This window comes from Dyella amyloliquefaciens, assembly GCF_004296575.1.
Taxonomy (GTDB): Bacteria; Pseudomonadota; Gammaproteobacteria; order Xanthomonadales; family Rhodanobacteraceae; genus Dyella; species Dyella amyloliquefaciens.
Genome location: NZ_SAYT01000010.1, coordinates 105,460 through 118,271, shown reverse-complemented (window position 1 = coordinate 118,271; position 12,812 = coordinate 105,460). Strand labels below are relative to the sequence as shown.

General features: G+C 65.7%; 12 protein-coding genes and 4 tRNA genes. 2 read left to right on the top strand and 14 right to left on the bottom strand.

Features of this window, described 5'->3' with window-relative positions; genetic code table 11:
* The 6 genes from EPB08_RS20545 to EPB08_RS20520 all read right to left on the bottom strand — a co-directional run.
* A partial coding sequence (locus EPB08_RS20545; protein ID WP_130620985.1) for an elongation factor Tu occupies positions 1–747 on the bottom strand: 747 nt, incomplete at its 3' end.
* A 63-nt stretch (positions 748–810) separates the two neighbouring features.
* Positions 811–886 (bottom strand) — tRNA-Thr (locus tag EPB08_RS20540).
* 23 nt (positions 887–909) lie between these two features.
* A tRNA-Gly gene (locus EPB08_RS20535) sits at positions 910–983 on the bottom strand.
* A 17-nt stretch (positions 984–1,000) separates the two neighbouring features.
* Positions 1,001–1,086 (bottom strand) — tRNA-Tyr (locus EPB08_RS20530).
* 104 nt (positions 1,087–1,190) lie between these two features.
* Positions 1,191–1,679: an acyl-CoA thioesterase gene (locus tag EPB08_RS20525; RefSeq protein ID WP_130620984.1), complete on the bottom strand. Its 489-nt coding sequence runs from the start codon at positions 1,677–1,679 to the stop codon at positions 1,191–1,193.
* Between the two features lie 67 nt (positions 1,680–1,746).
* On the bottom strand, positions 1,747–2,211 hold the full coding sequence (locus EPB08_RS20520) for a GNAT family N-acetyltransferase (protein WP_229238441.1): 465 nt from the start codon (positions 2,209–2,211) through the stop codon (positions 1,747–1,749).
* A 195-nt stretch (positions 2,212–2,406) separates the two neighbouring features.
* Here EPB08_RS20520 and EPB08_RS20515 point away from each other — a divergent pair, with 195 nt between their 5' ends.
* Together EPB08_RS20515 and EPB08_RS20510 are read left to right on the top strand one after the other, a co-directional pair.
* Positions 2,407–4,743 carry a SpoIIE family protein phosphatase gene (locus tag EPB08_RS20515; protein ID WP_130620983.1) on the top strand — a complete coding sequence of 779 codons (2,337 nt, stop codon included), beginning with the start codon at positions 2,407–2,409 and terminating at the stop codon, positions 4,741–4,743.
* Positions 4,721–5,113, top strand: a complete 393-nt coding sequence (locus EPB08_RS20510) for an STAS domain-containing protein (RefSeq protein ID WP_130620982.1) — start codon at positions 4,721–4,723, stop codon at positions 5,111–5,113. The genes EPB08_RS20515 and EPB08_RS20510 overlap by 23 nt, the downstream gene beginning before the upstream one ends.
* A gap of 63 nt (positions 5,114–5,176) precedes the next feature.
* Here the strand turns inward: EPB08_RS20510 and ychF are convergent, their stop codons facing one another.
* The 8 genes from ychF to EPB08_RS20470 all read right to left on the bottom strand — a co-directional run bounded on the left by ychF (position 5,177) and on the right by EPB08_RS20470 (position 12,676).
* Positions 5,177–6,268: a redox-regulated ATPase YchF gene (gene ychF / locus EPB08_RS20505; RefSeq protein ID WP_130620981.1), complete on the bottom strand. Its 1,092-nt coding sequence runs from the start codon at positions 6,266–6,268 to the stop codon at positions 5,177–5,179.
* Positions 6,269–6,320: 52 nt separating this feature from the next.
* The gene (pth, locus tag EPB08_RS20500) at positions 6,321–6,914 is read right to left on the bottom strand and encodes an aminoacyl-tRNA hydrolase (protein WP_130620980.1); all 594 of its coding nucleotides are present in this window, start codon (positions 6,912–6,914) and stop codon (positions 6,321–6,323) included.
* A gap of 45 nt (positions 6,915–6,959) precedes the next feature.
* Positions 6,960–7,604 carry a 50S ribosomal protein L25/general stress protein Ctc gene (locus EPB08_RS20495; RefSeq protein WP_130620979.1) on the bottom strand — a complete coding sequence of 215 codons (645 nt, stop codon included), beginning with the start codon at positions 7,602–7,604 and terminating at the stop codon, positions 6,960–6,962.
* 105 nt (positions 7,605–7,709) lie between these two features.
* Positions 7,710–8,648, bottom strand: a complete 939-nt coding sequence (locus EPB08_RS20490) for a ribose-phosphate diphosphokinase (protein ID WP_130621000.1) — start codon at positions 8,646–8,648, stop codon at positions 7,710–7,712.
* A 55-nt stretch (positions 8,649–8,703) separates the two neighbouring features.
* Positions 8,704–8,780 (bottom strand) — tRNA-Gln (locus tag EPB08_RS20485).
* Positions 8,781–8,797: 17 nt separating this feature from the next.
* A complete protein-coding gene (gene ispE, locus EPB08_RS20480; RefSeq protein ID WP_130620978.1) occupies positions 8,798–10,192 on the bottom strand; it encodes a 4-(cytidine 5'-diphospho)-2-C-methyl-D-erythritol kinase in 1,395 nt (464 codons plus the stop codon).
* 172 nt (positions 10,193–10,364) lie between these two features.
* Positions 10,365–10,994, bottom strand: a complete 630-nt coding sequence (lolB, locus tag EPB08_RS20475) for a lipoprotein insertase outer membrane protein LolB (protein ID WP_130620977.1) — start codon at positions 10,992–10,994, stop codon at positions 10,365–10,367.
* Complete coding sequence (locus EPB08_RS20470) at positions 10,991–12,676, bottom strand: tetratricopeptide repeat protein (RefSeq protein WP_130620999.1); 1,686 nt, start codon at positions 12,674–12,676, stop codon at positions 10,991–10,993. The genes lolB and EPB08_RS20470 overlap by 4 nt, the downstream gene beginning before the upstream one ends.
* Between the last annotated feature and the right edge of the window lie 136 nt (positions 12,677–12,812).

Sequence of the window (12,812 nt, the reverse complement as noted above, 5' to 3'; positions counted from 1 at the left end):
GCCGACCACTTCGACTTCGTCACCAACCTTGATGATGCCGCGCTCGATACGACCGGTCACCACGGTGCCGCGGCCCGAGATCGAGAACACGTCTTCGACCGGCATCAGGAACGGCTGGTCAATGGCGCGCTGCGGCTCCGGAATGTAGCTGTCCAGGGCTTCGACGAGGGCGATGATCGCCGGCACGCCGATTTCCGACTGGTCGCCTTCCAGCGCCAGCTTGGCCGAACCCTTGATGATCGGGGTGTCGTCGCCCGGGAAGTCGTACTTGCTCAGCAGTTCGCGCACTTCCATCTCGACCAGCTCGAGCAGCTCGGCGTCGTCCACCATGTCGGCCTTGTTCAGGAACACGACGATGTACGGCACGCCGACCTGACGCGACAGCAGGATGTGTTCGCGGGTCTGCGGCATCGGGCCGTCAGCGGCCGAGCACACCAGGATCGCGCCGTCCATCTGCGCCGCACCCGTGATCATGTTCTTCACGTAGTCGGCGTGGCCCGGGCAGTCCACGTGGGCGTAGTGGCGGTTCGGCGATTCGTATTCGACGTGCGCGGTCGAGATCGTGATACCACGCGCCTTTTCTTCCGGCGCCGCGTCGATCGCGTCATACGCCTTGAATTCGCCACCGAAGCGCTCTGCGCCGACCTTGGTCAGTGCGGCCGTCAGCGTCGTCTTGCCGTGGTCCACGTGACCAATCGTGCCGACGTTGACGTGCGGCTTGGTGCGTTCGAATTTACCCTTTGCCATACGTCTAAAACCCCGATGGAGTCGAATGAAGAAAAGTGGAAATACCCGCGGACCGCGGTGAGATGGTGCTCATGACTGGAATCGAACCAGCGACCTCTTCCTTACCAAGGAAGTGCTCTACCGACTGAGCTACATGAGCACTGCAAAACAAACGAGAGCCAATGGAGCGGAAGGCGGGAATCGAACCCGCGTAATCAGTTTGGAAAACTGATGTTCTACCATTGAACTACTCCCGCCCTGCGCGGAACTCGTCTGGTGGAGGGAGGTGGATTCGAACCACCGAAGGCGTAAGCCAGCAGATTTACAGTCTGCCCCCGTTGGCCGCTTGGGTATCCCTCCAACAAAGAACGGCTATTGTGTGGATCAGGCCGGTGGCTGTCAACACCTGTCGCGGAAAAAATGTCGTTTTTCGTGACATTTTTTACGACGCTCCGGCACCGCCCTCAGATGCCCTCGGCCACGTGCGTGTCGACCAGTTGCTCCATGTCCTTGGACAACTCCATCAGCTTCATCGCCTGCTGCTGGAGCTGTTGCTCCTTCTCGTCGCGCGGCAGCCAATGAGGCACCGGCGTGGGCCTGCCATCAGGTGCATCGAGTGCCACGAATACCATCACGCAACTGGTGGCGAGGTGATGCTCGTCCTTGCGCAGATCGCGCGCCAGCACATCGACGGCCATATGCATGCTCGAGCGCCCCGTGTGGATCAACCGGGCGCGCACCGTGACCAGGTCACCAATCAGGATCGGCGCCACGAACTGGATGCCGCTGACCGATGCCGTGACGCAATAGGCCCCGCTCCATGCCACAGCACAGGCGTAACCCGCCTGATCGATCCACTTCATCACCATGCCGCCGTGCACCTTGCCGCCGAAGTTGACGTCGGTGGGCTGCGCAAGGAAACGGAAGTTCACTTCATGCTGCTTTCCAGGCATGGACCGGGTTCTCCAGGGCGTGCGGGTGAATCGTCCGATTATGCGCTTGCGGCCACGCAGAAGGGAGTCACGCGGGCTGATCCTGGCGGGTTCGGTGGTGCCGTGGCGAGTCGACCCGGTAGATCATGGGCACCGTCACGAGCCTGCTGGGCGGCACCTTCGCCGACGCGTTGGGCTCGAAACCCAGGCGCAGGTATACCGGCACGGCACCCAAGGCCGCATTGAGCGTGAAATAGCGCGTTCCGGCGCGCCGGGTGCTGTCCCGCAACACCCTTTGCCAGAGTTTCCTGGCGATACCCTGCCCCTGGTGACGCGACCCCACGAACAGCTGGAACACATGGCTGTCCCCGCGAATGGCCGCAATGCCCGCCAGCGCATCGTCGACAAAGGCGAGATGGAAGCGCTGTCCATCAAGGATCTTTCGGCGAATCGCGCGGGCGCTCATGCCCGCCAACAAGGGGCCGGCCGCTTCCGCGGGCTGATCGGGAAGAATCCAGCGGCGAGCCACCCGCCGCGCCAGCACGCCGATCATGCACGCATCCTCAGGGTGCGCAAGCCGCATGTGTATACGGGGCCTCATGAGTGCGATCTGACCATGACGCAAGCCCGGCAACAAGGCGAGCCGGTCATGATGCCCATCGTGACGGGGTACACAAACAGCCGTCCAAATCACTTGCCGAAGCGTTGCCGCGCGTGGCTAGATGGTCGCATCTGCAGGGGGCTCGCCATGCTTTTGCGCAGCATCGCTTCGCGGCTGTCTCTATGGGTACTTGCCGGCTCCGTCGCGGTGCTGGCGGTTGCCGGCGGCGTGCTGTTCTATCGGGTCAGCGGACAGATTCTCGAGCAGGCCCATGGCGAAGCGACGGCACTCGCCAATGAGGCAGGCAACCGGATCGAGCAACGCCTGGCGCGCGTGGCGGATACGGCGCAGACGCTGGCCGCCGTGGTCGGCCCGCGCCCCGAAGACGCCGAGCTCATGCTGCGCGACGCGCTCGAGCGCAACGCCGATCTTTCCGGACTGGCCGCGGTGTTTGTCCCCGCTGGGGACAACCCGCCCACCTCCCCTTTCGTCAGTCGCCAGGACGATGGCTCACTGGGCTGGCGCGACCTGCGCAAGGACGCCAGCCCCTACTGGGAAAAGAACTGGTTTCTGGCCGGCTTGAGCTGCACGCCGGGTTGCTGGCAACGGCACTTCTACTCGCAATCGCGCAAGCGTGAGCTGGTCAATTACTCCGTGGCCATCACCAGGGGTGGCCATCCGGTCGGCCTGATCAATGCCGACGTCTCGCTGGACTGGCTGAGCCGCATCCTGAAGGAACTGGCCAAGCCAGCGGGGGCATATGCATTCGTGCTGGACGACAACGGCACCTACCTGGTGCACGACAATCCCGCCCTGATCGGCCAGCGCGGCCACGACGACCTGCTGCAGGCGGCAGCGCAGCACCAGGCCTCCCGCGTACGACTGGCCATTGCCCAGAACCCGCAGGCCAAGGGCAAGCCGGTGTGGATCTATTTCAGCCCCATCGAGGGCACCCGCTGGCGCTTTGGCCTGGTCATACCGGAGGCCACGATCTACGCCGGCCCACGGCAGGCATTCGCCCGCGTGCTGGCCCTGGGCCTGCTCGCGCTGCTGGCGCTGGCTGTGGTCACCCTGGCGGTGACGCGACGCATCCTGGCGCCGCTGGGCACCCTCGCCTCGCGCGCCGAGGAGGTGGCGCGCGGCGCGCTCGACTTCGAACTTCCAGCGGCGCGATTCCCTGACGAGGTGGGCCGACTCACAGGAGCGTTCGATCGCATGCGCACGGAACTGGCCCTGCATATGGCGGAACTCACCCGCAACGCCCGCGAGCAGCAACGTCTGGCCTGCGAACTGGACATCGCGCACCAGATCCAGACCGCCCTGCTCCCGGGCGAACACTATCTCGACGCCCACTGCGAAAACTTCGAGCTGCACGCCCTCCTGCGCCCGGCGCGCGCCGTCGGCGGTGACCTTTACAGCTACTTCATGCTCAACGAGCGGCGCTTCTGCGTGATGGTCGGTGACGTGTCGGACAAAGGCATCCCGGCGGCGCTGTTCATGGCACGCACCATCACGCTCGCCAAGGCCCTGGCACCTCGGGCGCGAACACCACAGCAACTGCTCTCGATGCTCAACCTCGAGCTGTGCCGCAACAACGACAGCTGCATGTTCGTGAGCCTGCTCTGCGGCATGCTCGATACCTTCACCGGGGAACTGGTGATGTCCAGCGCCGGACATGAGCCCCCCGTACTTTGCAATGCCGACGATGCTCGCCTGATCGAGCTGGACACTGGTGCCGCCCTGGGGCTCGACGAAGAGGCGAGTTACCCGGCACGCAGGCTGCGCTTGCAACCCGGCCAGACCCTGATGCTCTACACGGACGGCATTACCGAAGCGACGGATACAAACCTGCAGATGTACGGTGCCGAGCGCATGCTGGCGTGCCTGGCGCAGGCCCCGTCACGTTCCGCAGCCGACCTGGCCAGCGGCCTGCTGGCGGACGTGGACCGCTACGCCGAGGGTGCCGGCCAGGCCGATGACATCACCGTCCTGGCGCTGAGCTGGCATCATGCCCTCGACGACAGGAACTCGCCCATGCTGGACCTGACCATCAACGCGTCGATGGACGATGTGTTCGAGACGCTGGACCGTTGCGATGCCACCCTGCATGCGCAGGGCGTGGCCCCCGACGTACGCGACGACATCCGTCTCGTGCTGGAGGAGCTGATGGTCAACATGGTGGAGCACGGTCGCACCAGGGATGCGGGCAACATCATCGGCCTGCATATGCGACTGGGCGACGACGCCGTCTTCGTCGAGCTTCATCACAATGGTCACCCGTTCGATCCCCTGCAAGCCCCGCTACCCGCGCTCACCGGCGACATCGCCGACCAGGAGGAAGTGGGTGGCCTCGGCATTCATCTGGTTCGCGCCATGGCGAGCGAGTTGAGCTACAGCCATGACGAACAAGGCAACCATCTGCAGTTACGTTTCCTAAACCCTGCACGCACGGAGCCCCGCCATGTCCCTGACCCTGAGCACTGAAAGCGAGTCACCCGAGCGCACCACCGTGCACGTGCACGGACGCCTGGACGCGCAGACCTTCGGCGAGTTCGACCTCGCCATCCTGGACCTGCTGCCGCGCGTGGCGGACGGTGGCACGATGGTGCTCAATCTTTCCGCCCTGGAGTACATCAGCAGTGCCGGCCTGCGCAGCATCGCCAAGATCCGGAAAAGCATGCGCGCCCGTGGCGGGCACACGCTGTTGCTGAATCCGCAACCGCAGGTGCGCAAGGTGTTCGACATCGTGAAGGCCGTGCCGGTCAACGAGGTGTTCGCCAGCACGCAGGAACTGGATGAATATCTCGACCACATGCAGCGCCAGATCACCGACGGCAGCATCGAGGTGGAATGAAACGCCAGATGCAAAACGGGCCGCGATGCGGCCCGTTTTTTGTTACCTGGCGTTTTTTGTTGCTTAGACGTTGAACAGGAAGTGCAGCACGTCGCCGTCCTTCACGACGTAATCCTTGCCTTCCTTGCGCAGGCGGCCCGCCGCAGCGGCGCCAGCCTCACCCTTGTACTGGATGAAGTCGTCGTAGCTCATGGTTTCGGCGCGGATGAAGCCACGCTCGAAGTCGGTGTGGATCACGCCGGCGGCCTGCGGCGCGGTGAAGCCGCGCTTGATCGTCCACGCGCGCACTTCCTTCACACCGGCGGTGAAGTAGGTCTGCAGGTTGAGCAGCTTGTAGCCCGCGCGGATCACGCGGTTCAGGCCCGGCTCTTCCAGGCCCAGGTCATGCAGAAATTCGTCACGGTCAGCGTCGTCGAGCTGCGAGAGCTCTTCCTCGATGGCGGCGCACACCGGCACCACCTCGGCACCTTCGGTCACGGCGCGCGCACGCACGGCGTCCAGGTGCGGATTGTTCTCGAAACCATCCTCGCGCACGTTGGCGATGTACATCAGCGGCTTGAGCGTGAGCAGGAACAGGTCGCGCACCAGCGCCTTCTCGTCCTCGTCCAGGCCCAGGCTGCGGGCGGACTTGCCTTCGTTGAGGCCAGCGGCCAGCTTCTGCAGCACCGGCTTCTTGGCCATGGCCTCCTTGTCGTTGGCCTTGGCCGCGCGCTCGGCGCGGTTGAGTGCCTTCTCGACGGAATCGAGGTCAGCCAGCGCCAGCTCGGTATCGATGGTTTCGATATCGGCGATGGGGTCGACCTTGCCCGCCACGTGGATGATGTCGGTGTGCTCGAAGCAGCGCACCACGTGCGTGATGGCGTCCACTTCGCGGATGTGCGCGAGGAACTTGTTGCCCAGGCCTTCGCCCTTCGACGCACCGGCCACCAGGCCCGCGATGTCGACGAACTCGACGGCGGTCGGGATCACCTTCTGCGGATTGACGATATCCGACAGCGCCTTCAGGCGCGGGTCGGGCACCGGCACCACGCCCACGTTCGGCTCGATCGTGCAGAACGGGAAATTGGCGGCGGCGATGCCGGCCTTGGTCAGCGCATTGAACAGGGTGGACTTGCCGACGTTAGGCAGGCCGACGATGCCGCATTTGATACCCATGGAAACTCCGCAAAGCTGTGTCTGGCAACGGACGATGACTTAGGCGCGTGCCTTAGGCCTTGGTACCCGCTGCCGGTGTGTGTAGTTGTTGCATGGCCTTGTCGAACTGGCCATCGACCGCCAGCGGCAGCACGTCGAGCGCGCGCGCAATGCCGTCGACGATGGCGTCCTCGTCCTTGGCCGAGGGGCGACCGAGCACCCACGGCGTGACCTTGTCCTTGTGGCCGGGATGGCCGATGCCCACGCGCATGCGATGGAACTTGGCGTGGCCCAGGTGCGCAATGATGTCGCGCAGGCCGTTCTGGCCGCCGTGGCCGCCGTCGAACTTCATCCGCACGGTGCCCGGGTCCAGATCCAGCTCGTCGTGTGCGACGAGGCACTCGTCCGGCTCGATCTTGTAGTAGCGCAGCGCCGAGGCGACGGCGATGCCGCTCTTGTTCATGAACGTGGCGGGCTTGAGCAGCCATACCGACTGGCCGCCGATGCGGACCTTGCAGGTCTCGCCATGCAGCTTGCCGTCGAAACCGAAGCGCTCGCCCTGCCCTGACGCCAGGGCGTCAACAAACCAGAACCCGGCGTTGTGCCGGGTTCGGAGATATTCGGCACCGGGATTGCCCAGTCCGACGATGAGTCGCAGACCCGCCATAGGATCGTTGCGGCCCGCGTTCGAAGGAACGCGGGCCGCTGCGACTTACTTCTTGGCTTCCGGCGCCGGAGCGGCAGCGTCGCCCTCGGCCGGAGCTTCTTCGGCTTCTTCCTTCACCGCGTTGGCGGTGACGACGGCGATGTCGTGGTCCGCACCCAGGTGCAGCGCGACGATTTCCACGCCCTTCGGCAGCTTCAGCTGCGAGAGGTGGACGATGTCGCCCGGCTTCAGGTCGGTCAGGTCGAGTTCGATGAACTCCGGCAGGTCCTTCGGCAGGCAGGACACTTCCACTTCCGTCAGGTTGTGGGAGATCACCACGCCCGAGGTCTTGGCGGCGGCGGACTTTTCCTGGTTCAGGAAGTGCACCGGCACGTTGAGGTGGATGGCCTTGTTCTGGTCGACGCGCTGGAAGTCCATGTGCAGCATCTGCAGCTTGTACGGATGCTTCTGCCAGTCACGCACCAGCACCTTCTCGACCTTGCCGTCGACGTTCAGGTCGAGCACCGAGGAGAAGAACCACTCGTGCTTGGCGGAGAGAAGGATGGTGTTGTGTTCGATCTGGATGCTCTGCGGGGCCTGGCCGGCACCGTAGACAACAGCAGGCACAAAGCCGGCATGACGCAGGCGGCGGCTCGCACCTTTCCCCTCGTCATTACGGGCCGTAGCCTTGATTTCGTGAGTCGTAGCCATGTTGGTATTGCCTATCAGTAGTGAACCGCCTCGCGGCGATCATGCGACTCCCCCGCGACCAGAGGAGCCGTGAAGCAGCGGCAGGCCGGGGCCCGCCGCGGAAACTCAGTCGATGTACAACGAGCTCACCGACTCGCCGAAGGCGATGCGGCGGATCGTTTCCGCCAGCAGCTCGGCGACCGAGAGCTGACGGATCTTGCTGCACGCGGCGATATCGGCCCGCAGCGGCAAGGTGTTGGTGACCACCAGCTGGTCGAGCTGGGAGTTCTCGATGTTCTTCAGCGCCGCGCCCGACAGCACCGGGTGCACGCAGTACGCCACCACCTTGCGGGCGCCGCGCTCCTTCAGGGCCGCAGCTGCCGCGCACAGGGTGCCGGCGGTGTCGACGATGTCGTCGACCAGCACGCAGGTCTTGCCGTCCACTTCGCCGATGATGTTCATCACCGTGGCGACGTTGGCCTTCGGGCGGCGCTTGTCGATGATCGCCAGGTCGGCGTCGTCGAGGCGCTTGGCCATCGCACGGGCGCGCACCACGCCACCGACGTCCGGGCTGACCACGATCAGGTCGTCCATGCTGTGGTTGCGCCAGATGTCGGCCAGCAGCACCGGCGAGGCATAGACGTTGTCCACCGGGATGTCGAAGAAGCCCTGGATCTGGTCCGCGTGCAGGTCGACCGTGAGCACGCGATCCACACCCGCGGTGCCGATCATCTTGGCCACCATCTTCGCCGTGATCGGCACGCGTGCCGAGCGCGGACGACGGTCCTGGCGGGCATAGCCGAAATACGGGATCACCGCGGTGACGCTGGCGGCCGAGGCGCGCTTGAGCGCATCCACCAGCACCAGCAGCTCGAACAGGTTTTCCGCGCTCGGTGCGCCAGTCGGCTGCAGCACGAACACTTCCTGGCGGCGAACGTTCTCCTCGATCTCCACCTGGGCTTCGCCGTCGCTGAAGGTGCTGACGAGCGCCTTGCCCAGGGGCACGCCAAGACGCTGGGCGACATCCTCGGCAAGCGCGCGGTGGGCATTGCCGGTGAAGAGCATCGGACCTGACGTGTCGAGGGTCATGTTTTAGGAACCTGATGAGCCATGTGTGAAATGGCTGGGGCGGAAGGATTCGAACCTTCGCATGCAGGAATCAAAATCCTGTGCCTTAACCAGCTTGGCGACGCCCCAGTAAAAACTGGATTTTCCTACCCTGCCGCCCCGTCGACGCCGCGATGACGCGCCAGGGCAACAAGCAGCGGAGACAAGTCTTCGCCCCTGGCCACATGGGCCGTGAACCGGGCGGGACAGCGCTCCGCAATGGCTTCGGCGCGTTCCAGGGAGTCCGTCTCCAGGAACACACACGCACCGCTGCCGGAAAGCCTTGCCCGGCCGAAGCCGTCGAGCCAGTCCAGCGCCGCAGCCACGCGCGGGTGTCGCGCGCGGACCACGGGCGCGAACGCGTTCTCGACCGTTTCGCCCGAAGCAAAGGATGAAATTGTGGCGGGCCGGGCATTTCGTGTCAATTCAGACGCTTGAAAAAGCGCTGCTGTCGGCACGTGTTCGCGGGGGTCCAGCACCACGTACCAGCGCTCCGGCAGGGCCAGCGGCGTCAGCTTTTCGCCCACGCCTTCGGCCCAGGCTGAACGGCCACGCACGAACACCGGCACGTCGGCTCCCAGTTGCCTGCCGAGCTCAGCCAGGGCGTCCTCGTGCAGGCCAGCGTCCCACAGCCGATTGAGAGCCACCAGCACGGTGGCTGCATCCGAGCTGCCGCCGCCCAGGCCACCGCCCATCGGGATCCGCTTCTCCACCTCGATGTCCACCCCCGAACCCGCCGCCGCATGGGGCTGCAGCAGGCGAGCGGCGCGTACCACCAGATCGGTCTCGGCCGGCACGCCCGGAACGTCCGTCAGGCGGTGGACTTCGCCATCCCGCCGCGGACGCAGCCGGATCTCGTCGCCCCAGTCGAGCAGGCGGAACACGGTCTGCAGGTCGTGGTAGCCGTCGGGACGGCGGCCAGTGATGCGCAGGAACAGGTTCACCTTGGCCGGGGCCGGCCAGATCGTCCAATCGGTCGGATCGGGTGGCGCCAGCGGCCGGCTCATGAAGACCCGCAGGTCGTCGGGGAAGCCGTTCTCGCGGTCGCGCTCGCGGTAGAAGTCGAACTCCGGGCGGTTCTTGTCCAACACCACGAAGCCGTGTTTCGCATAGAACGGGGCATTCCACGGCACGTCGGCCAGCGTGCCCAGGTCGACCCGGTGATAGCCAGCCATGCGCGCCCAGCCACAGGCGTGTTCAAGCAGGGCCGCGCCGATGCCGCGCTGCCCGTGCGAGGGCAGCACATCCATCTCGGCGACACCTATCGCCTCGCCACCCTGCTCCGCGTCCAGCCAGATGAAGCCGACCGGCTCACCCGAGCCGATCAACGCTACCCAGACCAGGCCTCGGGCAATCGCCTCGCGCAGCACCTCGGGCGGCACCGATACATCACGGTAGGCGCGCCAGGCGCGATGGCCCCGGAACAACTCGACGGCCGCGCGCTCGATGGCGCAGAGGGCGTCGACCTGATCGGCGTGAGCACGTTCGATGTGGAAGGTCATGGGGTGTCGATGGCTCACATGATTGCTTCCTCTCCCCCATGGGGAGAGGACCGAGGCGAGGGGCAGGTGCTCGCGACGGTGAGTCGACAAGGCGCACTCACCGTCAGCGCGATCGCAAGATTTGGCCCCTCACCCTCCCCTCTCCCCACGGGGGAGAGGGATAAAGCTCGTGCTACTGGAAGTTCCAGGACTCCACCGACAGCCTCACCTTGTTCGGCGGGCTTTCGGCGAACACCTTGCTGGGCACCGCTTGCTGATGCGTCGTATCCCAGGCGGGATAGCTCACGGTCCAGCCATCCTGGGTCAGCTGGGACAGCAGGCCATCCGGACCGAACTTCAGCTCGGCCGGACCGCTGTCGGCGCGCAGGCCCAGCGCCCATGCGCGCAGGTCACGCAGCGGCACGCGCCAGCCCAGGGCCTTTTCCACCAGCGACTCGGGGTCGGGGCTGCGCACCGGGCCGCCGTCGAGGCCGTCGAGCACGGCGCCTTCCGGCGTCACGCTGAGACGGAAACTCTTGGCACCCACCGGACCGCGCACGACGAACTCGTAGCTGTCGCCGTTCTGCGTCCAGGTCAGCGTGCCGCTGCCACCGTCGCTCTTGCCGTTGACCTGGCCGGACACGCCGATCTTGCCCTGAAGTACCCAGTGGTCGACCTTGGCCAACTGGTGTTCGCGTGCGCGCTGCTGGTCGAGCAGCACGGTGTAGTCGGCGTGGACAACGGGGCGCACGGCTTCCTTGTGGACGCACGCGGCCAGCAGCAGCGGCAAGGCTGCCGCGAGTAGACGAAGGGGGAGCTTCATGGATTGAGGCGCTTGAGAGTGTTGTGGAGGGTGGCGCTTTGCGGGTCGATCTTACGCACTTCGTCGAACACGCGCCGCGCGTCTTCCTGGCGCCCCTGCTTCCACAGCACCTCGCCCAGATGCACGCCCACGTCGGCATCCTTGTGGGCCAGCCAGGCGCCACGCAGGGTTCTTTCGGCCTGGTCCAGGTGCCCGAGGCGGTACTGCAGCCAGCCCCAGGAGTCTTCGATCGCCGGATCGTTGGGTCGCGCCGCGCGAGCAGACTCGATCAGCTTCTGCGCTTCCGGCAGATCGCGGTTCGCATCGGCCAGGGTGTAACCCAACGCATTGCTCGCGTCGGTGTCATCGGGCTTGATCTGCAGCAGATGGCGGAAATCGCTCACGGCCTGGTCGGTATCTCCCGCCTCGGCAAAGGCGAGGCCCCGCCCGTAAAGCAGGCCGGGATCATCCGGCGTCACCTGCAGCGCGCGGCTGAACGAACGCTCGGCCTGGCTGTACTGCTGGTCGTTCATGTAAAGCTCGGCGTCCACCTCGTACGCACGGCGCAGCTGGGCCGGCTGGTCCAGGTAGTCGGTCTGCATCTGCGCCAGCTGTTCGTGCGCCTCGGGACTGCGGCCCAGGTCCTGCAGCAGCACGGCGCTGCGCAGGTCGGCGTCGAAGGCGTGGTCGTCGTCATCGGCCACCTGGTCGTACCACTTCAGCGCCTCTTCCTTCTTGTCGAGCATTTCGGCGAGCTGGCCGAGCAGGAAGGCGCTGCTCTGGCGCACGTCGTCGGGTGAGCGCTGCAGCTGGCCGTACAGGCGGCCGATGGTCTTGGTGTCGTTGCTGCGCGCGGCCAGCGCGGCGCGCATGGCGTAGATGTCGGCATCCTGCGGACCGTTGTCCAACAGCTTGGACGCCGCGGCGTAGTCACCGCCCTGCCCCAGGATGGTGGCGTAGGCGAGGCGCAGATGGGTGTTCTTCGGCTCCTTGGCCAGGGCCTTGTCGAACAGCTGCTTCGCGCCAGCCTTGTCGCCGTCGTGATACTTCATCTGGCCCAGCCAGGCGTAGGTCTCGGCCGTGCCGAAGCGCTTCACCGCGGCATCGGCGATCTGCTGCGCATAGGCGTGCCGGCCCAGCTTGTCGCCCAGTTCGCTCATCGCCAGCCAGGCCTGCGGGTCGGCCGGAAGCCGCTGGGGCGTCGCGACCGCTTCGAGCAGCTGTGCCGCCTGGGCCGGATCGCGGCTACCCACCAGTACCCGGCCAAACTGGCGCCAGGCGTCCGGGTCGCCGGTGCCCACCAGCAGCTCGAGCTGGCGGCGGGCCTCATCGGTATCGCCCTGGCTCAACGCCAGCTGGGCACGTGCCTGGGCCAGCCCGGCAGGCTTGGCGCCCAAGGCCTGCCAGCGGCTGATCGCAGCCTGGGCGGCGGGCGCGTCGCGCACGGCGATGGCCAGTGCGGCGGCCTGCTCGGCCACCTTGGGGTCGTTGGACAGCACCATGGCCCGCCCGTAGGCTGCCGACGCCGCCTTGAGATCGGTGCGGGTGAGCGCCATCTCGCCAGCGAGAAGCTGGGCGACCAGATCGTGGTCTTCGTCCGGCGTGACGACCACCAGCTTGTCCAGCGGCTGGCTGGACGCGGAGGACGCGTGCTTGGCGCCTCCGGGCACCGTGGCACATCCGGCGAGGGCCAGCATCACCATGCCGCCGATCGCAAAATGACGCACTTGCTTGAACTTGGACCACCTGCTCAGCACACTATTCTCCGCTCATCCGTCTGTGTTGGCCGCCTGCACTGTAGAACGGCCAGTGCCAAAACCTAGTTTACGCTGCCGGATG

What these genes read in the sequence shown, in the direction of transcription:
- EPB08_RS20525 (WP_130620984.1), bottom strand. Translation starts at nt 1,679, where the DNA reads ATGCCTGGAAAGCAGCATGAAGTGAACTTCCGTTTCCTTGCGCAGCCC.
- EPB08_RS20520 (WP_229238441.1), bottom strand. Translation starts at nt 2,211, where the DNA reads ATGATCGGCGTGCTGGCGCGGCGGGTGGCTCGCCGCTGGATTCTTCCC.
- EPB08_RS20515 (WP_130620983.1), top strand. Translation starts at nt 2,407, where the DNA reads ATGCTTTTGCGCAGCATCGCTTCGCGGCTGTCTCTATGGGTACTTGCC.
- EPB08_RS20510 (WP_130620982.1), top strand. Translation starts at nt 4,721, where the DNA reads ATGTCCCTGACCCTGAGCACTGAAAGCGAGTCACCCGAGCGCACCACC.
- ychF (WP_130620981.1), bottom strand. Translation starts at nt 6,268, where the DNA reads ATGGGTATCAAATGCGGCATCGTCGGCCTGCCTAACGTCGGCAAGTCC.
- pth (WP_130620980.1), bottom strand. Translation starts at nt 6,914, where the DNA reads ATGGCGGGTCTGCGACTCATCGTCGGACTGGGCAATCCCGGTGCCGAA.
- EPB08_RS20495 (WP_130620979.1), bottom strand. Translation starts at nt 7,604, where the DNA reads ATGGCTACGACTCACGAAATCAAGGCTACGGCCCGTAATGACGAGGGG.
- EPB08_RS20490 (WP_130621000.1), bottom strand. Translation starts at nt 8,648, where the DNA reads ATGCTCTTCACCGGCAATGCCCACCGCGCGCTTGCCGAGGATGTCGCC.
- ispE (WP_130620978.1), bottom strand. Translation starts at nt 10,192, where the DNA reads ATGACCTTCCACATCGAACGTGCTCACGCCGATCAGGTCGACGCCCTC.
- lolB (WP_130620977.1), bottom strand. Translation starts at nt 10,994, where the DNA reads ATGAAGCTCCCCCTTCGTCTACTCGCGGCAGCCTTGCCGCTGCTGCTG.
- EPB08_RS20470 (WP_130620999.1), bottom strand. Translation starts at nt 12,676, where the DNA reads ATGGTGATGCTGGCCCTCGCCGGATGTGCCACGGTGCCCGGAGGCGCC.